At 57.9% G+C, this 20,014-nt stretch carries 13 protein-coding genes; 5 read left to right on the plus strand and 8 right to left on the minus strand.

The annotated features are described in order from the left end of the window. Positions 1-2 precede the first annotated feature (2 nt). Genes AC5P9N_RS03815 through AC5P9N_RS03825 form a run of 3 tightly spaced genes read right to left on the minus strand, consistent with a single transcriptional unit; the run spans position 3 to position 4,180 of the window. The gene (locus AC5P9N_RS03815; RefSeq protein ID WP_164212571.1) at positions 3-1,418 is read right to left on the minus strand and encodes a hypothetical protein; all 1,416 of its coding nucleotides are present in this window, start codon (positions 1,416-1,418) and stop codon (positions 3-5) included. Then, positions 1,419-2,573, minus strand: coding sequence for a UvrD-helicase domain-containing protein (locus AC5P9N_RS03820; RefSeq protein ID WP_164212572.1), 1,155 nt, complete (start codon positions 2,571-2,573; stop codon positions 1,419-1,421). It abuts the gene before it with no gap. Continuing rightward, a complete protein-coding gene (locus AC5P9N_RS03825) occupies positions 2,570-4,180 on the minus strand; it encodes a protein kinase domain-containing protein (protein WP_164212573.1) in 1,611 nt (536 codons plus the stop codon). The genes AC5P9N_RS03820 and AC5P9N_RS03825 overlap by 4 nt, the downstream gene beginning before the upstream one ends. Between AC5P9N_RS03825 and AC5P9N_RS03830 the strand changes: the two genes are divergently transcribed. Beyond that, positions 4,179-4,739, plus strand: a complete 561-nt coding sequence (locus AC5P9N_RS03830; protein ID WP_164212574.1) for a recombinase family protein — start codon at positions 4,179-4,181, stop codon at positions 4,737-4,739. The two genes, AC5P9N_RS03825 and AC5P9N_RS03830, sit on opposite strands and share 2 nt — an antisense overlap. Positions 4,740-5,881: 1,142 nt before the next feature. On the opposite strand, the gene AC5P9N_RS03835 is transcribed toward AC5P9N_RS03830, so the two are convergent. Continuing rightward, on the minus strand, positions 5,882-6,223 hold the full coding sequence (locus AC5P9N_RS03835) for a helix-turn-helix domain-containing protein (RefSeq protein WP_315974216.1): 342 nt from the start codon (positions 6,221-6,223) through the stop codon (positions 5,882-5,884). 639 nt (positions 6,224-6,862) lie between these two features. Here AC5P9N_RS03835 and AC5P9N_RS03840 point away from each other — a divergent pair. Continuing rightward, entirely contained in the window at positions 6,863-7,297 is a 435-nt protein-coding gene (locus AC5P9N_RS03840) for a hypothetical protein (RefSeq protein ID WP_180863497.1), read from the plus strand. 167 nt (positions 7,298-7,464) lie between these two features. Further along, on the plus strand, positions 7,465-8,298 hold the full coding sequence (locus tag AC5P9N_RS03845) for a hypothetical protein (RefSeq protein WP_164212577.1): 834 nt from the start codon (positions 7,465-7,467) through the stop codon (positions 8,296-8,298). A 34-nt stretch (positions 8,299-8,332) separates the two neighbouring features. Here the strand turns inward: AC5P9N_RS03845 and AC5P9N_RS03850 are convergent, their stop codons facing one another. After that, positions 8,333-9,505 (minus strand): tyrosine-type recombinase/integrase, encoded by a 1,173-nt coding sequence (locus AC5P9N_RS03850; RefSeq protein ID WP_164212578.1) that lies wholly within the window; start codon positions 9,503-9,505, stop codon positions 8,333-8,335. Between the two features lie 612 nt (positions 9,506-10,117). Here AC5P9N_RS03850 and AC5P9N_RS03855 point away from each other — a divergent pair. Together AC5P9N_RS03855 and AC5P9N_RS03860 are read left to right on the plus strand one after the other, a co-directional pair. Beyond that, on the plus strand, positions 10,118-14,623 hold the full coding sequence (locus AC5P9N_RS03855; protein WP_164212579.1) for an RHS repeat-associated core domain-containing protein: 4,506 nt from the start codon (positions 10,118-10,120) through the stop codon (positions 14,621-14,623). After that, on the plus strand, positions 14,610-15,011 hold the full coding sequence (locus tag AC5P9N_RS03860; protein WP_043034632.1) for an ankyrin repeat domain-containing protein: 402 nt from the start codon (positions 14,610-14,612) through the stop codon (positions 15,009-15,011). Before AC5P9N_RS03855 ends, AC5P9N_RS03860 begins: the two co-directional genes overlap by 14 nt. 676 nt (positions 15,012-15,687) lie before the next feature. On the opposite strand, the gene AC5P9N_RS03865 is transcribed toward AC5P9N_RS03860, so the two are convergent. The 3 genes from AC5P9N_RS03865 to acuI form a co-directional block, all read right to left on the minus strand. Then, positions 15,688-18,441, minus strand: coding sequence for a UvrD-helicase domain-containing protein (locus AC5P9N_RS03865; RefSeq protein ID WP_049396596.1), 2,754 nt, complete (start codon positions 18,439-18,441; stop codon positions 15,688-15,690). 107 nt (positions 18,442-18,548) lie between these two features. Next, positions 18,549-18,869 carry a hypothetical protein gene (locus AC5P9N_RS03870; RefSeq protein WP_049396598.1) on the minus strand — a complete coding sequence of 107 codons (321 nt, stop codon included), beginning with the start codon at positions 18,867-18,869 and terminating at the stop codon, positions 18,549-18,551. Positions 18,870-19,015: 146 nt separating this feature from the next. Beyond that, complete coding sequence (acuI, locus tag AC5P9N_RS03875) at positions 19,016-20,005, minus strand: acrylyl-CoA reductase (NADPH) (protein ID WP_049396600.1); 990 nt, start codon at positions 20,003-20,005, stop codon at positions 19,016-19,018. Positions 20,006-20,014 lie beyond the last annotated feature (9 nt).

Genomic DNA, 20,014 nt, shown 5'->3' on the forward strand with positions numbered 1-20,014 from the left:
CATCAGGCCTTCGGTTTCCTACTTGTCTTCTTTGCTTTCGAAGACTCCGATGGCTTAAAAAGGTCATCGGTCAATTTGGCGTTCTTTCGGACAAGATTTCTTGCCTTCTCTGAGTATCGATACAGGTCTTCGATGGCTGCAATCAATTCAGGAGGCAGGGAGGCACGCTCTTGCTGAGGAGGCGCCACGTTGTGCGAAACGGATGATTTCACTTGACTTCGATTATCATCAGTGTGTAGGCGCATCTGACATGAGACGCCAGGAAATATCTCAATGGAGAGTGCTGTTTGCACCTGGCGAGGGATGCCCTGGAGAGCTTGGGCACCACGAATCGCGCCGCTAACCCACTTGTGTTCAGCCCATGATATATCTGACAGCGGCGGGTCCGCCCACGAGAATGAAACTCTGACGTGCTTCTCAACGCCCTTTAGGGCCTTAGCCCACAGCGGGTCCCAGAAGGCGGGGCCTGCAAGGCCGGCAATGAGTCCGAACCATACATGAGCCATGGGGGCCAGTCTTCCCTGCCTCTTTATCAGAAAGGCGTGACCTGTTCCTTTCCCGACCAAGAAAGCTGCGACTGCTACTGTAGCAGCTGAGCGAAAGTATGAGTTCGGCATGGAAATAAATCTTTCAGTAGCTTCCATGGCCACCTTCTGAAAAGCCACGACGCGCTCTTCAATGGAATCACTATAAAGCGCATCAGGGAGGTAGCTGGTTGGTTTAATTAGGCGCTGCTGTTTCGGGTCGTCATAAGAAAATGCGGCAGTAAGGATAAAGTCAGACAGCTCTCTCAGGTCGGAAATATGTCCAAACTCCGCAGATGCGAGCGACCACACCGGTACCAGTGAATCGATATTGACGCTGCGCCTCAGAAACCTGGGGTCAGCTTCGATTGCCCTTAGGCGCTCGGTGCAAGCCCTGGTTACTTTGTAAGAATCATAGAACTTATGCGCGCGAGCGACAGCAATTGAGAAGCATGCTTGGACTCTGGACAGAGAAAGGTTGTCCAGTGTGACATCTTGTTCACTCTGGGCAAGCAGCTCACCAAGAACGACGCTTGACCAGCGGTCATCGCGGAATGAGCGACTAGTGCCCTCGTTCCCCGAAAGCATCTCCCAATCATCAGATGATAGGACCCGAGAGAACTGGCTCAATGGGAAGGTGTCCCCGGCATATACTCGAAGCCATGAGAGAGTCTCGGCAATGGTCCGTTCATCTAGAACAAAGGCCGTTGGTGCATGGTGCTCAAGGGGACTGGCTCCCTCCCAAGCGAAACCTGCACAGCCAACGTTGTCGGTGCCAGTTAATGGGGTGGGTGAAATCTGTTGTTCCCTGGATGCAAGGGACGCAGTGCCTAGAACTGTATCCGGAATCTCATCTCTGCTTAGTTGATACCAAGCAAGCTTGGAGTTATTCATTCAGTGCGCGCCCGGAAATAATTCATCGATAGTCATATGCTTAGGTTCTGCAAAAGCATGTTCCAGCTCAGGGTTTGTTGTCCCGGTGCTATACGCATTCAATGCCGTCTTGGCGCGTGTCACTGCTGTGTAGGACAACGTGGGGTTGTTCAGATGTCCATACTTCAATTCCTCGATGCCAAACATGTGGACTGCTCTAAACTCAATCCCTTTGGATGAGTGCATCGTCATAACATGAATCTGCAAGTCGTCGGCGAAGTCCGCTCCCTCGGCAAGGTGGCAGCAAGTGCTCGCTCCCAATTCCGTTTCCAGTAGCCGGTCGTAGACGTACTGCACCGTGCTCCGTTTTCCACAAAGAATGCCGATTCGTTCGCCGGCGAAGGCTGCCGCTTGGACGTTCAGTATCTCTAGCATCTTTTCAAACTGCTCGTCCCTGCTTGAGAGCGTGTGTAGCTTCGCGCTAGATTTTCCGAGCTTTTGCTCGTCGTAGTTCGACGTTGCCTCAAGCGACTCTTCAGGCGTAGCAGGCGGCAATAGCCGGTCTGCCACATGAGCAATGCGATGACCGATACGATAGTGGCCCTGTAGGGCGTACTTCTTTAGGCCGAGTGCTCCCGCAGCATCCAGCCCATCTCGATGATAGATGCCTTGATTCAGGTCTCCACAGATGCAGATGTTCTCGGCAATTTCAGACAGACAGGAAATTTCATCAATTGTGAGGTCCTGTGCCTCATCAATAAAGACAGAGCCAATTAGCTTCGTATTGGGTGCCCTTTTATTTGCCTCTCGAAGCATCTCTATTGCTTCGTTGCGCTTCTTCTCGTCAAAGTCGCCGCCATCAGCGATATCTTTATTGAGGTAGAGCTTCACATGGTGGCGTGCCCAGGAGTGGAAGGTTCTAACTTGGTCTGCCTCTAGGTACCCTGAGTCCACTAGGCCACTTCGCAGGAAGTGGCAAAGCGCATTGGTGTAGGTTACTACAAGAACATTCTTATCCCCTTGTCCGGCCACAAACTGTGCTCGCAGGAGCAGGAGGTTCGTCTTGCCTGAACCTGCTGGTCCTTCCAACTGATAGCGACCTTTAGCAGGAAGGTTGATGAACTCAATCTGCGTCGGGTCCAGCTCACTTTTGTTCTTCCACCATGTTGTGCTCAATGAGTCCCCCTACTATTGAATGCAAACATCAAATCCGTGCCATGAAGGCTATCGGGTTCGGCTCCAGCTTCAGAAAGGTCGATAGCTCCAGCGACTATATTTCCCAGCGCGTTGGCAACGTCGTTCATTGCAAGCTCTTCCGACTCCCCAATTGTCGCCGACGTAAGAGCAGAGACGCTCGTCTGCGGAAGAGGGCGGCCAGCCAGCCCTAGCGCGGCCTCGAGCATTATCGTTGCTGTCCTCGCGTGGATTCCATCATTCCAGATGGACGAAACTTTGCATACGACAGTGAGTCCATTTGCAAGAGAGAAGTCGTATACATAAACTACTGGGGAGGTGTGCTCCTCGGCGTACATGTTTAGCCGAATCTGCTGGTTGCACGCCGCGATTAGCTCCAGCCTTACTGAATCACATAGCCGCTTCATAAAGCCACGGCGCTCAAACTCCAGCCGTCCGCTCGAAGCTGCAAGCGATATTGCCCCCAGGGAGCCCCTCTGCTTGCTAACTCTCGCTTGCAACGTTGCGATTCCGTCAGCTGGAGCATCAAGATTAAAGTCGCTCCAGCTAGCAATTTGTAGCCGAATGTTCCCGTCTTTTGCTAGGCATCGCGCGGCGAGTGCTTTCTGCCGGACCAGGCGGGAAGGGTCGGGGTCTGGAAATGAGGGCGGCTTTTCCAGCACAGCCCGAGCTACGAGCCAACGATTCTGCTTATCAACTTCGTCCTGAAATAGAGGCCGTTTGTTAATGAGGTCATGCAGAACAGCACCTACCTGGTAGATGTTAAGCGCCTTCCATAGAGCAGGAGATGGCTCATCCAATCGGAACAAATATTCAGGGGAGCTGTACTGCGCGGTGGCGATGAAGGGACGAGCGTCGCCATGGTCTGTCCCCTGCCCGGAATCATCCTCATGAGCATCAATAGCTCTTGCGACTCCCAAGTCAAGAAGCTTGAGGTGCGTAAAATCTGGTGAGACATGAATGTTCTCGGGCTTGATGTCGCGATGAACAATCTGCAACCTCTCTAGATACGTAACTGCGCTCACTAACTCTTGTATCAAGATTGACACCGCCTCATCGGGGACGCGGGCAGCAACACTCTTCAGTTGTGGCCACTCAATAAACTCCATTTCAATGAAAGCCGTGCCCTCGCTTTCATCTACGGCATACACGGTGACTAGCTGGTCACAAGAGTGACCAATGAGACTTCGCTGCAGGGCAAGACGCCTTTGTTCTGCCGGAGCAGCTGGACCGGTGAGGAACCTAGGGTCGTAGACCTTTACGGCACGCTTGCCGAATGGAGTGGTTACTGCATACGTCGCTGCCGACCCTCCAGATGCAAGATAGCAAGGAGCGCTATAGCCAATCTTGGTAGCAAGATGAAGGCGGAGTCGGTGTTCCATATCTTGTCGCACTGCGGTGGGTAGCTCTGGCACGGACTGTTCCTTCAGTTCATTGCATGTGACTGCCGATGTATCAGTAGAGGCTAACAGTTCACTGAAGGCGTTGGAATCCCAGAATCTATACAACTTGAGACGGCTCGGTCTCTGTACAAAAAACCATTCCAGAATGGTATTCTCGTAACATCTAGAGGTTTTGAGGCGGCTCATGCAGGTCATCGGCTACGCGCGCGTGAGTTCAGCGGGGCAATCGCTGGACGTTCAACTAGATAAGCTGCACAGGGCAGGGTGTAGCCGGGTCTATCAGGAGAAGCGTTCTGGTCGTCAAGCTGAGAATCGGCCGGAGCTACAAGCGGCGTTGGAGTATCTCCGCGACGGGGACACGTTGGTCGTGTGTCGCTTGGACCGCATGGCCCGGTCAGTGCTGGACCTCGCCAAAATTGCCGAGCTACTCAAGCGGAAGGGTGTCAGTCTTCGGGTGCTCGACCAAGGTCTGGATACGACCACGTCAGAAGGCAAACTGATGTTCAACCTGCTAGGAGCCTTCGCAGAGTTTGAGGCGGATATCCGCGCCGAGCGCCAGCGAGATGGCATCGCGCTCGCTCAGCAGAAGGGCGTCCAGTTTGGCCGCAAGAGGGCGCTCACGAGTGAGCAGGGGGAGCGCATCCGTAGGCTTCGAGCCGAAGAAGGGTTCAGTATTGAGCAATTAGCTGACCACTTTTCCATCAGTAGAAGCAGCGTATACAGAGCCCTTGCTGCGACTGGATGAATCCCGTGCCGGCATTGGGGGCATTGGGGGATGAAGGCATGAGCAGCATGCAGCGTCGCTATTGGCAATGCGTGGACTCATTCGCCCGCGAAGTCTCTCGCCAGCATAGTGGATGCTGATGAGGGAGAGATGGCGTGCTCGCCGGAGAACCGCTGTGCGACCGCGTATCCTTCAGACCTAAACTGGCCCAGGCGGTCCTGCAGGCTTAGGGTTAGGTTGGTGTCCATCACCAGCCGAAGTGCGGTACCGGGTAGGTTACATGCAAAGTCTGTCTTTTGCCCGGGAGTGAGTAGAACCCCGGATTGACCGCTAGCAATGAAGAAGCTCCCTCCGTTCCGGCAAAGTCTACTGGTCATATAGAGGCCGTAGCCCGAGTTTTGCCAGTGGTCCCCCGGTCTTCTACGGACCCCGCGATACATCTTGCCCGATATACTTGGCATCAGTGACAGCTGCAAAGCCGTTCTGTCGGAGTCAACCTCAATGTAGGGATTTGCCGCGAGAGAGGCGCGCACTCCCATGCCTGTGTCCAGTACCGCAATCTCAACACGATGCCGTGTCGGCCAGTATTGCGCGCAATAGGCAAGCTTCTCTGACTGTGAGTGCTCTACCGCATTTCTGAGTATTTCTCGCAATGAGTAGGTTAGCGTATCAACTAGCTGGCCTTCATGCAGCCTAGTGAGAACGTGGGCCAGTCGTCCCGACTCGCGGTCAAGGAACTCACCAACGGGTTCGTAGCTCTGGGCGGCTTGCTGCCTAATCTCTTCCACATTCAAATAGGTCAGGGGTAGATAGTTGCCGCTGCCTTGAGCTTCGCCTGGCCGATTCCCGTGCTCTAGACCAAAGGCTTGGAAAAATCCCATGTGCGCTGCGTAAGTGGACTCTGCATGATTCTCCGCGCGGAAGCGAGTTTCGGGCCTGGAAGTCCGAAATCGCTTCAATTCAGAAGCAAGCAGGGCCATTGTGAATGGCTCGATTCTACCCATTCGGCCGAAATCAAACGTGATTTCCTCGCAAGCCTCCAGTGACCATAGGCGTGTGCAGAAATTTAGAGCCTCCCGAAGAGACAAGTTTTGAGGCACCCTGATAAGCAATGTGTCACCTAGTTCTATCGGGTTAGTGATGAATGGAACTGAAGGTAGGCATCAATCGCCACCGTTGGGCGGACCAGATGCTCTGGCTCTAAGGCTCGCTACTAACTTCTTTTGCTCAGCCAAAGGCAGCCTGCTGACTAAGAGGATGACGTCTGCTAGGGCATCACTATCTGCGAGGAGGTAGGCAAGTGGAACTCCTAGCTCTCTAGCTAGTCGAGCAGCTGTATCGAAATCCGGCTCCGACGTCCCCAGCTCATACCTTGTCACCCTGCTAGACACAACGTCCTCCGATAGCCCAATGCGGCGGCCCAACTCTCGCTGCGAAATGCCTAGTGATAGGCGCGCCTCCTTGAGGCGCTTGGTGAACATGCTGCGTGGCTTAGGGGGCGCCATATGCTGGGAGGGACCGTTCTGTAGCGCTCTACAGAATGGCTCTCCCGGCTCATTACGTATGCTACATTATCTGTAGCTTGGCGCTGATGACCCATTGTTTGTTGCGCGCGCATCTTGAGGCAAGAAAGCGGCTGCGAGCCTTGTGCGACAGGGGATTCCGTGGGATTTCCGGCCGCACAAGGTGCAAGTGAGTTAGTGCCTGACACCTACCGTGCGAGCCATAGAAAAAGGAGATGAGAGAACTACATGACGACTCCAAATCTGAACCCGGTCTCTGTCCCGCCTCCGTTGCCAGAGCATGTCCGGAAGAACCTGAAGAAGCACCGTAGCCACGTGCCGGGATTGACTTGCCTGGAATGCGGATACGCCGGTCTCATGGGCGTCAAGGCTAGCTACAAGCCCTGGTATGCGACCTGGTGGGGAAGCACTCTTCTCTCTAGCGTCGCGGCGTGCGTCGCGTTTGCAATGTTCGGAGGTATCGGAGTGCTGACTGCATTCGTTGTTGGCGCGTTGGTCAGTGGAGTGGCTATGTCCGGATGCCGCGACATCTATTCGTGCCCGAACTGCGAAGTAGACCTTCAGCGCCGCTAGTCGGACCTGTTTTTCCCTTAAGAAATCCGTCTGAGCCAAAGGAGAATCATGCGCTTCATCCGCCTTCTATGCGTAGTGCTAGTTACCCATGTCTTTGCTGGCTGTGACCAGCTCACGGCCATGACTGGCCCGAGTGAGATGGTTTCATTCGGGTTCGTCAGACCCGTGTCATGCGAACGGCGTGGACCAGTCAGCTTCAACTGCGTGATGCGCAATCACATGAGCGCTCCCAGGGAGGCCAACATGGAGTGTGCGGGCTTTGACGGTCAAAAGCGCATGGTGGGCAGGCCCAAGAACGTGCACGCAATGATGGGCGTTACCCTGATGCCGGGAGAGGAGCGCGTTGCCACCATCTTCTACGAGAAGGGGGTCGAAAGCCTTGTATGTGTTGACGTAAAGGACAGCATTCCGGCGTTCAATAGGGTGCAGGAGTTGATCGCCGACCCCAACGCGCGGGACATCACTTCCGTGCTTGCTCTGTAGATGGCTGGAGAGATTAGAAAGTCCACACAGCAACCAGGCTGAAGAGACAACAAGTTTGGCCTTCTTTGGGTTCGCGCAGACAGGGACTCCTTCCTGCCTCCGGCGTAGCGCTCTGAGAGACCCAAACCCCTCGTCTCTTCGGACATTACACTTTAAGGAAAGAGCACATGTTGAATCGGCTTGTCATCGCGGCATCCCTCGCATTCGTTCCGCTTTGCTCCCAGGCGCAAAGCTATCTCACCGTTACCGGCCAGTGGGAATACCACGACGCATCCCGAATTGAGACGGACGAAGGACTCAATGTCTGCTTCCAGCTGGACGCGGCTTCTTTAGCTCGGAATCCGCAGCTACAGGAGTTGGGCGGTGCTCTTTGCCTGTCAAACCCTTCGGAGGGCGCCAAGCTCCTTGGGGTCGTGCCGAACGCCCGGAGGCCGGGATGCAAGGATGTAGCAAAAGGGACAGCTACCGTTGTGCTCGCCAATGTAAGGTTGCTTCCCGAAGATGAAATGTATGACGAGCGCATTGAGGCCCGCCTCATGCAGGTACGGGTGAATCGTGTGACATCCCCGCTCGGCACTGACTGTGACCGCCCCATCACCTCGCAGGGATTCGTCTCTATCCACGAGGCCATCGCTGCACTAGGAACTCATCCAAGCTATGCGGGTGTGTCGGCATCAGATTTCGCGCGTATAGATGCCAGCAATGGCTACGCTGAGCTTGATGCGAGCACGCAGATGTGGTTGCCGCGAGGGGCCTCAAGCATGCTGGTGACGTACTACGAAGGCAACTCCGGTTTGCATGAGCTGGGCGTCTATCGGTATGAAGGGGGCCGGTGGCACAATGCGAGTAGTGATGTGCTGCCTGGATACACCGAGAGCGCCAAGCAGTTCAAAGGGACCAATTTCTACTTGGATAGCAGCAACGGAAGGCCGGTACTGAGAAGCCTTCCGGGGAGGGTGGTATGGACTTACGCAAATGGTCGCTTTGCGCGGCAGCGGTAGCTTGGCCAGGGCTGCGCTGGTCTTGGCCTAGCCGCTACGGCTTGGCGTGGCAGTAGTCCGCCCAGTCTTGCATGAGTGGAACTCGCTTTTTGAACATATCAGAACGGAAGTAGGCTGCCTCGGTCTTGGATTTGATGACGTGTCCAAGCGATAGCTCTGCCGCTTCTCTACTGTGATGGGTGACCTCGGCAGCCCAATCTCTGAAGGAGCTTCGGAAGCCGTGGCATGTCTGTCCCGCTCTTAGCGACTTCAGGAGCTTCAAGGGGGCCGCAGTTGTGATGGACTTACCTGGCTTCCCAGGAAACAGGAAAGCGCCCCCCGATGTCGAAAGGCTGGTCAGCAATGCAATGGCTTGGACGGATAGGGGGATAGCGTGTTCCGTTCCGGTCTTTGTGCGTGACCCTGGAATTTTCCAGGTTCTATTGGTCAAGTTGAACTCCTCCCATCGAGCGGCCGAAGCTTCGCCTGGACGAGTCGCTGTAAGAATTTGGAGGCGCAGGCAGGCTGCGGACAGGTCAGTCTTGGACGCCAGCTCGCGCATCAGGGCTGGCACTTCTGTGTAGCCTAATGCAGGTCTGTGCGCGACCTTTTTTACCCTCGCGGGGGAGGGGAGGAGGCTGCGAAGATTGCCGCGCCACGCAGCAGGGTTGTCACCCTCGCGATAATTGTTGGCCTTCGCCCAATCAAGGACTCGTTCCATTCGTGCCCTGACTCTGGTCGCGGTCTCGGTCTTATCGAGCCAGATTTTTTTCAGTACCTCGTATACATGGTCCACATTGACTTCTGAAACGGGTATGTCCTCAATCGAGGCGCAGTGTGTTTTGAGGGTCGAGGTCCATTGCGCTTTGTGCTTTGCGTTCCGCCATTCGTGCTCATGTGTCGCAATGCAGTGCAGTGCGCACTCTCCAAAGGTTATTTGTCTTGCTAGGCCGCGCCGCGCCGCTTTCAGTGCGTCTCTTTTTGCGCGCAAGGGGTCTATGCCTGTCGCGAGTTTGGCTCGGAGCTGCTGGGCGCGATGCCTCGCTTGCGCAAGGCTTACATCTCTGACCGAGCCTAGTCCCAAGTCCTTCAGCTTCCCCGTGAGCCGGTCTCGGTAGCGGAAAACCCAAGTCTTACGACCACTGTCCTTCTTGACGTACAGATACAGGTTGCCGCCGTCACTATGCCTGCCGGGGCCTGCGTTTTTGACTGCCACCGCTGTGAGCATTGCTTGGTTTCGTTCCCATCTTTGTTCCCTACATAGTAGCCTGGCTGGGCGGGAACGGTCTAGACTCTATTTGTATTTCATGGCCTGCAAGTGTCTGATTTATAAGTTTTCAAGTGAGTTGTGTGGACTGGCTGGAAAAAATTTGTATTCTGGTTTGGATGACACTCTCTCCGCCAAGAGGTTCAGAAGAGCCCCTGGAAACAGGGGCTCTTTTGTTTTTCCGGACAGTGCGAGAAGGATCTCGTGGGCGAATGCCGTCAGTTGAGGGCTCGTGTCATCAGTCTGACTCCGGTTGTGCCGGATATTGCTGCACGAACTGGTGGGTCGATCTCGTTCGGCTATGCCCAGATTCGCTGCCAATTGTCTCAGTTGACGCTTATGGGCAATGTCATTGATGCGGGCATCGTGTAGCTTCCTCAAGAAGCTTGTTGCCCCGCCTGCCGACTGGAAGCATCGGCTGATGGTTAGCAATGGATAGCAGCACAGTTGGATCGGAGCGACGGGCAGCGCTGCATCGATATGGTCCTATGTACATGTCGAAGCCTCCGTACCCGCTGCGAAATGCTGTTGCTAGGCAAGTTCGATCGGCAATTTCAAGGAAGAGGTAAGGTCATGAGGAAGATCCGACGGGGAAGTCCGGGTACATTTCTTTCTGAAGCAGGTATCAGCTGGCTTGCCGCTCGGCTGATGATTACGCTTCTCTTTGTGGCGGGCTGTGCGATGTCCCCTGCAGCGCGTGCATACACGTCTATGCAGCAGGCAATGGCTACATGCCAGGCAACACTGCCTGCATACGCTGGGCACAACTATTGCGCACCTGGATATGGGGTCGGTTGGATCGGAAACCCGCCTGGACCTCACGCTTTCATGCGTCCTGTGGGGCAGTCACGATTGCATGTGGCAGCTTGGGGGTTTGGGTGTCCTTCCGAGGAGAAGTGGAGCAGGCGCGCAGGGCGATGCGTTCAGAAAGACGGCCCACCCGAGTATCCGCTTCCCGGTCTCGAGGATCCTGAAACTGGCGAGTACGGCTCACCGAAATGCGACAGCAATTGTCTCATTGCGGGAGGCAACGGAAGCAATCCCATTGACAGCGCCACCGGCAACAAGCGGCAGCATGAAGTCGACTTTGTTGGTGCGGGCGTCTTCCCGCTGAGCCTGGAGAGGACATACAACAGCGGTCGGGCGCTTGAAGGTGATCCTCTGCCGATGGGGGCGGGTTGGACGCATTCGTACTCAGCACGCCTTTATCCGGTGACGGATGGCAACTATGTGATGTATCGGATCATTGCGCGGCGCTCAAATGGAGCGCGGCAGAGCTTCACTCGCGTTGGCGATGAGTGGCTGAGCGATGCAGATGTTGCAGGTAGGATCAGTGTTTTCATGAGTGGAGGGGCACTCAGCTCGTTCACCTATTCGCGCGGCGACGGCACCGTAGAAACCTATGATCGTGATGGTCTGCTCACATCGATCACCGATCTTGGCGGTCATCGACAGGTACTGTCCAATGCTTATGCGGATGGCATCAAGAGGCTGGAGAAGGTAACCGACCCCGAAGGGCGAAGTCTGGTCTTCACGTACAAGGATCGAATGGTCGCATCGGTTACGTTGCCAACCGGGCGTGCTATCCGATATGGCTACGCCGATGGGGATCTGGTCAGCGTTTCCTATCCGGAAGCGCCAGCCGGTGAGTCCGTCCGTCGCTACCACTACAACGAATTGGATCAGACGACTGGTGTTTCCCAGCCCCACACGTTGACGGGCATCACCGATGAAAGTGGTCAGCGCTACGCGAGCTGGGGTTACGATGGCTATCGGCGTGGTGTTTTGAGTGTCCACGGTGACTACGCGACGGGTACCATCGATAGAACCTTGCTAGCGTTCAATGACGATGGCACGACGACTGTCACCGACAGCTTGGGGAAGGTGCGCCACTATGGCTTCGATGTGAAGCATCGTGTCGCCCGGCTCGCGTCCCTCGATGAGCTGTGTCTGGGGTGTAGCAACACCGCCAGGGCCAAGACCTATGATGGGAATGGCATGGTGCAGTCATCGGTGGACTTTGCCGGTAACGAGACAACATTCAGTCACAACGCGCGCCTGCTCGAAGTCCAGCGTGTCGAAGCTGCCAACGATGCAACGGGTCTGCGGCGAACCGTGCAGACCGACTGGCATTCCAGTTTAAGGGTGCCGGTCGAGCGCCGCATTCTTGATGCGGCGAACGTATTGGTATCCAAGTCCACCTGGACCTATAACGCACGCGGGCAAGCGCTGGCTGCCACGCAGGTCGATCCGGCGACGGGCGAGACGCGAACCACGACAAGCACCTACTGCGAAGCGGACGATGTGGCTGCAGCGCGGTGCCCATTGCTTGGTCTGCTTACTCAGGTCGACGGACCCCGATTGGATGTCACTGACACGACCTCCTATGTCTACTATCCCAGCAGCGATGCGGGCTGCGCTGCGGGCTCCGGCTCATGCCTCTACAGGAAAGGCGACCTGTGGAAAGTCGTTAACGCAGCGGGTCACATCTCCGAGGTGCTTGCCTATGACGGGGCTGGAAGACCGACGTCTGTCAAAGACCCCAATGGCATCGTTACCGAGATTGCGTACCATCCACGTGGCTGGCCAGCCATTGTCAGATTTGATTCCGCATCCGGCGCCGGTGCGCGCGCGATCAGTCTCGACTACTGGCCCACAGGCCTAGTCAGGCAGGTGACACAGCCAGATGGATCATCTATTTCCTACTCCTACGACGTAGCTCACCGATTGACGGCGATTTCCGATAGCCAAGGAAACTCAATCACCTTCATCCTGGACAATGCGGGGAATCGCGTCGCGGAAGAGACGCGGGATGTAAATGGCGAACTGAAGCGAGCGCTCAGCCGGATCTACAACCAGTTCGGGCAATTGGCGACAGAGGCGGATGCCGGCGCCAATCCCACTGATTTCTCCTACGATGCCAACGGTAACATCGCTTCCACGACCGATGCTCTGGGCCGCAAGAACCGACAGCAATACGATCCATTGAATCGCCTTGTGCTGTCCCTTCAGGATGTCGGCGGTTTGAATGTGGAAGTCCGTACGCACTACAACGCCATGGATCAGGTGACCCGGGTAACTGATCCCAAGGGGCTGTCTACAACCTATTCCTACAACGGCTACGGCGACCTGACTGGGCAAGTCAGTCCAGACAGCGGTGCCAGTCTGTACACGGTTGACTCCGGTGGTAACCGTCGGACGTTCACCGATGCCCGTGGTGTTACTGCTTCGTATCGGTACGATGCTCTGGATCGGGTGATTGGAATTGCCTACCCGGATACCAGTCTTGACGTGAGCTACAGCTATGACCTGGCGCCAGAGTCGTGCCCTGCCGACGAGCGGTTTGCAAAGGGGAGGCTCGGCGAGGTGCAGCATGCTGGCGGCAGCACGCTGTATTGCTACGGTCGGCTTGGCCAGATCACCCGGAAGGTGCAGACGATCAATGGTCTGACACGGACAGTGCGATACTCCTACAGTCCATCCGGAAACCTTGCGACATTGGTGTACCCGGACGGGAGCATTGTCGACTACGTCCGGGATGGCTTTGATCGTGTGAATCAAATTGGCCTGACCCGGCTTGGTCAGGCCCGGCAGGTCGTGGTGAAGGACGTAGCCTACGCCGCCTTCGGTCCGGCGATCGGCTGGACGTATGGCAATGGTCGGCGGCTGGATCGTTCTCTGGATCTCGACTATCGCGCACAGGCTGTGAATGATCCGACTCCCGGGGGGCTCTCCCAGAGCTACAGCTACGATCCCGTTGGCTCCATCGTGGCGCTGAAGAATGGCAGTGGCTCGCAGGTGATGGCCCGCTATGCCTATGATGCCTTGGGGCGCCTCACGCAGACTCAGGATGGGCTCACCGCAACGCCCATCGAAACCTATGCATACGATTCCACTGGTAACCGCACGTCGCTGAAGACCGCGGGTGGCGCCTCGCTCTACACCTATCCCGCGACGAGTCATCACCTGACGGCTGTGGATGGTGTGGGGCGCGATCATGATGCCTCCGGCAACACCGTTCGCGTGGAAGGCAAGGAATACGTGTACAACGACGCCAATCGCATGGCAGCGGTGAAGCAGGACGGGAATTTGCTTGAGGGCTACGCATACAATCACCTAGGGGAGCGCATTCTTCGCGTTCCGTTCGGCGGTGATAAGCAGATCACCCTCTATGACGAAGCCGGGCAATGGCTGGGCGACCACTTTGAATCAGGTCGGTCGCAGCAGGCGATCTGGCTTGAAGACTATCCAGTGGCATTGATCAGCTCTGCAGACGCTGGTTCTCCGGAGTTGGTCTACATCCAGCCCGATCACCTCGGAACGCCGCGCGTCGTGGTCGATCCTGTCCGCAACACTGCCATATGGGAATGGAGCAGCAAGAGCGAAGTATTCGGCAATCAGATGCCGAATACGGATCCAGATGGAGATGGCGTGGCATTCGACCTTTCACTTCGTTTCCCGGGGCAGCAGGCGACGGAAGCGACCGGGTTGTTCTACAACTATCAACGCGAGTATGACCCAGTAGTGGGGCGCTACTCCCAAAGCGATCCGATTGGGCTCGCTGGGGGTATTTCAACATTCAGTTATGTAAGTGCTCGGCCTGTCCAGCGCGTTGACCCAAAGGGTCTTCGCGAGCTGCAGCGCTTGGCTGGACAGCTGGCCGATACAGGGCGGAGCTCGGAGATGGATACCGCAGGCGTTGTGGCATCGAGTGCAACGGCAGCGCAGTTCATGGATCTCGGTGCGTGGCTCGATCCGACAAGCGGCAACGCGTCGCTGTTGGGGGCGCTGATGAATTCGGCGTGGTTGACCGATAAGGAACGAAGGGATCTCGAGTACCGGAAGTACAAAGAGTTGAATCAGCAGGGATATAAGCGGGATGAGGATCCATGCAGAAATCTTAGGAATAGAATCGAGTACATGAAGAAGCTTGCCTTGGCGCGGCATTCATGGGACATGCGATGGATGACGCCAAAGTACCCTGGAGGGCGCCATGCTGCGGTGAATGCCAGAGATTGGGCGGAGCTGAAGATCCTTGAAGAGAGACTTCGGAGGGAGTGCCCCGATGAGTGCAACTGATCCGGAACTGAAGAGGCTGCTTGCGAGGTTCGATGATTACCACACCTTCGAAGGCTGCGAGCTGACGTGCCCTGAAAGCCATGGGATCGATGACGATACACCGCTGCATGTAGCGGCGTTCAACAATGACGTGGAGCTGCTGAAGGGGCTGATGCCGTTCGTGACGAATATTGACGTGCTCGGAGATATTGGGCTGACGCCGATGGCGAATGCGGTGATTAATGAAGGTTTCGAGGCCGTTGTCTATCTTCTTTCCTGTGGTGCGGACCCCATGATCTTGGATGAGGTGGGCGATTCTGTGCTGGAAATAATGAAGAGGAGGCCCGTCTTCAATGAGCTGGTCGAGCAGATCGAGAGCGGGTCGCCGGGGAAGGTTCGAGGTCGATGAGGTGTGGGTAATGGAGCGCGCTCTTGACTCTGCAGTTCTCGGCGGCCTGAGAGGATCGCGGCGTCAGGATGGCGCGTGATTGCTCGTAGGTGCCATCGTGTTTCGTCGGCGACACTTCCACTGGCGCGCTAGGCTGGATCAGCTCGTTCATATCGACTGCTGATGCATTGAGCCCAACCTGCGCCTCGAACTCTCACTTGTTCTTGTGCCTCGCGCAAGCAGGTCACCGACCGCGCTGACTCGGGGACAGGTATCGTCTTTCCCCACATTCTGTTTCAGCGCATCTCAATGGGTTCCTCGCAGTATGAGCAGGTGTGCATGCTCGGCGCGATCGCGCTCCCAGGTGATGCCGGACCGGCTTGAAAGCGCTGTGGCACGCGCGAATGCAGTCATTGACATTTCGGGTGTCCGCGCGGAAGCGTATGAGCGGGGCAGTGGCTTGAGGTCACCGCCGCTCGTGGAGCTTCGCTGTGTGTTCACCATTATCTGCAGTACGGAGGTTGCATGATCCCGTAAGAAGACGTCGTGAGGACGTGCGGGGTCTTTGCGATGCCTCGCAACTCCGCCTCCATTCAGACGAAAGCTTCGGCCCAGGAGGGGCTTTTTCTTTTCCGGAGGTGCCATGGCTCAGGGCCGGCACCCTGAGTCAGGCGCATGTGGATGGAGCAGGGTGTATTCACCCAGGCCGCCCACCCCTCGGCTTGTTATGGCACAACGGGTAACTCGAGCACGACCGGAAGGCCCCATGCGGCCCATTGCGGTCCACGAACACGCCGACCTTGCACACCGGACAGCGCTCTTCGTGGATGGCTGCGCCTGAAATCGCGGTCACTTCCACTGCTCCGTCCTTCACCAGCTCGTCCAGGAACGGCGAACGCTTCCCCTGTAGGGTGAACATGGCCACCGAGCGTCGCGCACGCGTCAGCGCGACATAGAACAACCGCCGCTCTTCGCTCAGCGGGTAGGTATCACCCTCCGGCATTGCCAGGGAAAGCACCGGGTCATCCGAGCGCAGGCTCGGGAAGCTGCGGTTGATCATGCCCGGCAGAATCACGTAGTCCGCCTCGCATCCCTTCGACCGATGGACCGTGAGGAACTCCACGTCCATCGTGCTGCCGAAGGCAGTCTTCCAATCCGGTGGTACCGCGCTGCGATCGGCGCGATACCGCCCCAGGATGAATACAGTCACGCGCCCATTGCGGCCCTGCGGCACCGCGCCTGACAACAGCTGCTGATGCAGCCTGGCGAGGTACTGGCGAACGCCATCCTGCAGCTCCTCGCGACGATTCATCTGGAACGCTTGCAGCACTGGCCCCATTGCCGGTGAGGCAGAACGAACCGCCTTGGCAATCTGCGCTGGATTCCGGCTGATGAAGCGGCTGGACGCATCGCAGAGCGCCTGCGGGCAGCGGAATGTCTGCTCCAGTTTCAGCACCTGGCCATGCCCCATCCATTCGCGGAATCCGGTCATCACCGAAACGTCGGCGCCGGCGAAGCGATTGATCGACTGCCAGTCATCGCCTACTGCAAACAGGTAGCGTCCTGGTTTACTTACCAATGCTCGGCAGAGCCGGGCGCGGGCGCGCGAGGCATCCTGGAATTCGTCGGCCATCACCAGTTCGTAGGGCGATTCATAGCGGCCCTGTTCGAGCAGGTCGGCCGCCATGTTGAGCATGTCTTCGAAATCGATGCCGTGCTCGTCAGCCAGTGCGTTGTCCCAGGCCTGGAAAACAGGGCTGGCGATTTCCAGGAAGCGCCGATGCCGTTCCTTGAACTGGTCTTCGGGCATCTGTCGCAGGCGCTCCGCCATATCGTCCAGCGTCAGGCAGTTGCTCTTGGCATGGGCAATGAAGGTGCGCATCAGCCCGATCAGATCCGCGTCCGGCATGGGCTTTGCGCCCTGCTCGGGCAGCTCGCGGTCGGGGTTGGGGTCGAGTTCGACACCGGACTCGCCAAGCCTCTCCGCAAGATCCTGCAGGGCATGTCCACTGCGCAGACCAAACGAAGTGGTTTCGACAAGGGCGGTGCCGCGTGCCGCATGCTGCTGGCGCTTCCAGTGCATGCCATCGGCGTAATGGGCGAAGTGCGGCGGCGGTTGGCCATCGGCATCCAGCGCAAAGTGCTCGTGATACAGGCCGGCGTCCGGGTAATAGAAGTCGGGGCGATACTGGCGATGGGTGTCGGTTGCCGTATCGAATTCGTAGCGTCGCTCGTAGTCGTACGTCACGCCGTTGTAGAACAGCCAGTCGGCGATCACGCATTCTTCCAGGCTCTTCACCCGCTCACCCTGCAGGGTGCGGATGTAGGGCGTGCCATCGCGGTCGTAGCCATCGGCCTCCATTTCCGCGCCGAATGCCGGCAGGTCGCGCCCGAACACCAGGCGGAACATGTCCCATTGGGTGCGGAAGTGGATCGAGCGATCCTTCAGGTCGTCCACCAGTTCGGCCAGCTTGTTGAAGCCCAGCGTGGCGTCAATGGCCCATTCGGGGATGTCGGGCTTGCGGCCGGTGGCGCTGGCGATGATGGCCAGGCCCAGGGCGTGGAAGGTCCGGGCCTCAACCACGGTGTTGCCCATGCCGAGTCGATCGAAGGTTCGCTGCGCACGCTCCTCCAGTTCCTTGGCCGCATCCTTGTTGAAGGCGAGCATCACGATGCGTTCGGGCTCGACAAAGCCGCGGTCAATGGCATAAGCGGCCTTGGCGACCATCGTGGAGGTCTTGCCGGAGCCGGCCGCGGCCACGACCTGCACCCGATTGTCGAAGCAGATGACGGCGCGGGCCTGTTCCTCGGTCAGCGGCTTGCTCTCGACACGGCCCAGGAAGCCCCTGGCCAACACCAGCTCGCGCAGGGTCATGGCCTCATTGGCTTCGGCCCAGGCAGCGGGCCAATCCAGGTTCCAGTCGCGCAGGGCGTCCAGCGCTGCGCGATGGCTGTCCGCATGCAGATCTTCATGCACGTCTTCATCGCGGAACAGCTGCTCCAGCTCAGGCGGCTGCAGGGGCAGGTCTGAGCGCTTCGCCAGCAGCGCCTGCTGCTGCTCATGGGTGATCCAGCGGCGGCCGGCACCGCCACGATCGATGAGGGCATCCGCGTCGCTCAACCAGGACTGGATCTGCTCCAGAATCGTGTCGAACAGGGCCTTGCGTCCACGCGTGGTTCGCGCAAAGAGCAGGTGCTGCAGGGCCCCCGCAAGCCGGGACGCTGGTCCGTTGGGGAGCCCGTCCACGCACAGCCCGGCAGCATCGCCGGTCTGCAGTTCGACCCGTGACCAGAAGACCCCTCGATGGACCTGCACCTGCTGATCATCATCCACGCGCAGCCGGTACTGCTGGCCGGAGACACTGAGTTCAACGTACTCGCCATCAAGCCGCAGCGACCAATGGGGCGAACGGGTCAAGCGTCGGCCCCAGCCCGAAGGGCGCCATTCCATAGACATCCAGATACTGCCCCGCAAGCCTCAGTGGGGCGTACAGCGCCCCCAGGCCCACATGATAAGGGCCCTTGAAGATGCGTGCGGCCTTGCCCGCGGGCACGCCATCACTCGTAGGCGCGCTCCTGCTTCGTCGGCGGTACTTCCACCACATCACCGCGTCGGATCAGCTCGTCCAGATCCACCGCCGAAGCGGCCAGGGCATCCTGCGCATTGAAATCCCACTTGTCCTTGTACTCGCGTGCCAGCAGGTCGCAGACCGCTTTGGCACGTGGATAGGCATCGTCCTTGCCCTCGTTCTGCTTCAGCGCATCGCGATAGATCTGGCACAGCATGAGCTGGTGCGCATCCTCGGCGCGCTCGCGCTCCCAGGTGATGTCGGGCAGGCCCGAAAGCGCAGCGGCAAGTGCGAACGCGGTCATTGGCATGTCGGGTGTCCAGGCAGCGATGGGAACCCGAGCGTATGCGAGCGGCAGTGGCTTGGGGACACCACCGCCCGCGTCGTTTTACTGCATGTTCACCATTCGCCGCAGCATGGAAGCTGCATCAGATGCAGTTGATCCAGACGATCTGCTCACGCATTCACATCCACGACAATCCGCCCACGCACCTTGCCCGGAATGATCTGCTCATAGACATCCAGCACCTCGGCGAGGCCGATCTGCTGCACGGTGCTTTCCAGCTTCTGCGGGTCCAGGTCAGTCGCAAGCCGATCCCAGGCGCGCTGGCGAACCTCCTGCGGCGCATTCACCGAATCCACGCCGGCAAGCGTCACGTTGCGGAGAATGAAGGGCAGCACCGAGCCATGCAGCTCATCACTCTGCGCCAGCCCGCAGGCGGCCACGGTGCCTCGGTATTTCGTCTCGGCAATGGCGTTGACGAGGGTAGGGCCACCGGCCACATCCACCACCCCGGCCCAGCGCTCGGCACTCACCGGCCGCTCGCGCGGTTCTGAAAGCTGCGCGCGGTCGATGATCTCGGCGGCACCCAGGCTGTGCAGATACTCGGCGTGTTCCGGGCGCCCGGTGGCGGCCACCACGCGATAGCCCAGCTTTGAGAGGATCGCCACCGCGATCGAACCGACGCCACCGTTGGCGCCGGTCACCAGCACATCGCCCTTTTCGGGCGTCAGCCCCGCATGTTCGAGGGCCAGTACGCACAGCATGGCGGTATAGCCTGCGGTACCGATGGCCATGGCGTCGCGGGTGCTGAAGTTGCCGGGAATCCGGTTGAGCCATTCGCCCCGCACGCGCGCGCGCTGGGCCAGCCCGCCGTGATGTCCCATGCTCAGGTCCCAGCCATTGAGCACAACGCGGTCGCCTGGCTGGAAGTCGGCTCTGCTGGATTCCAGCACCACACCTGCCAGATCGATGCCGGGAATGAGCGGGAACGTCCGGATGACCGGACTCTTGCCGGTCAGGGCGAGCGCATCCTTGTAGTTCAGCGTGGAGTACTCGACGTCCACCAGAACGTCGCCGTCCATCAGATCGGCTTCATCAAAATCGACCAGCTCGGTCGAAACCTGGTTGTTCGTCTTGCGGGTGAGCAGTGCTTTGAACGTCATGCTGGGCCT

Source organism: Stenotrophomonas sp. YJH_SMC_6 (genome assembly GCF_059371335.1).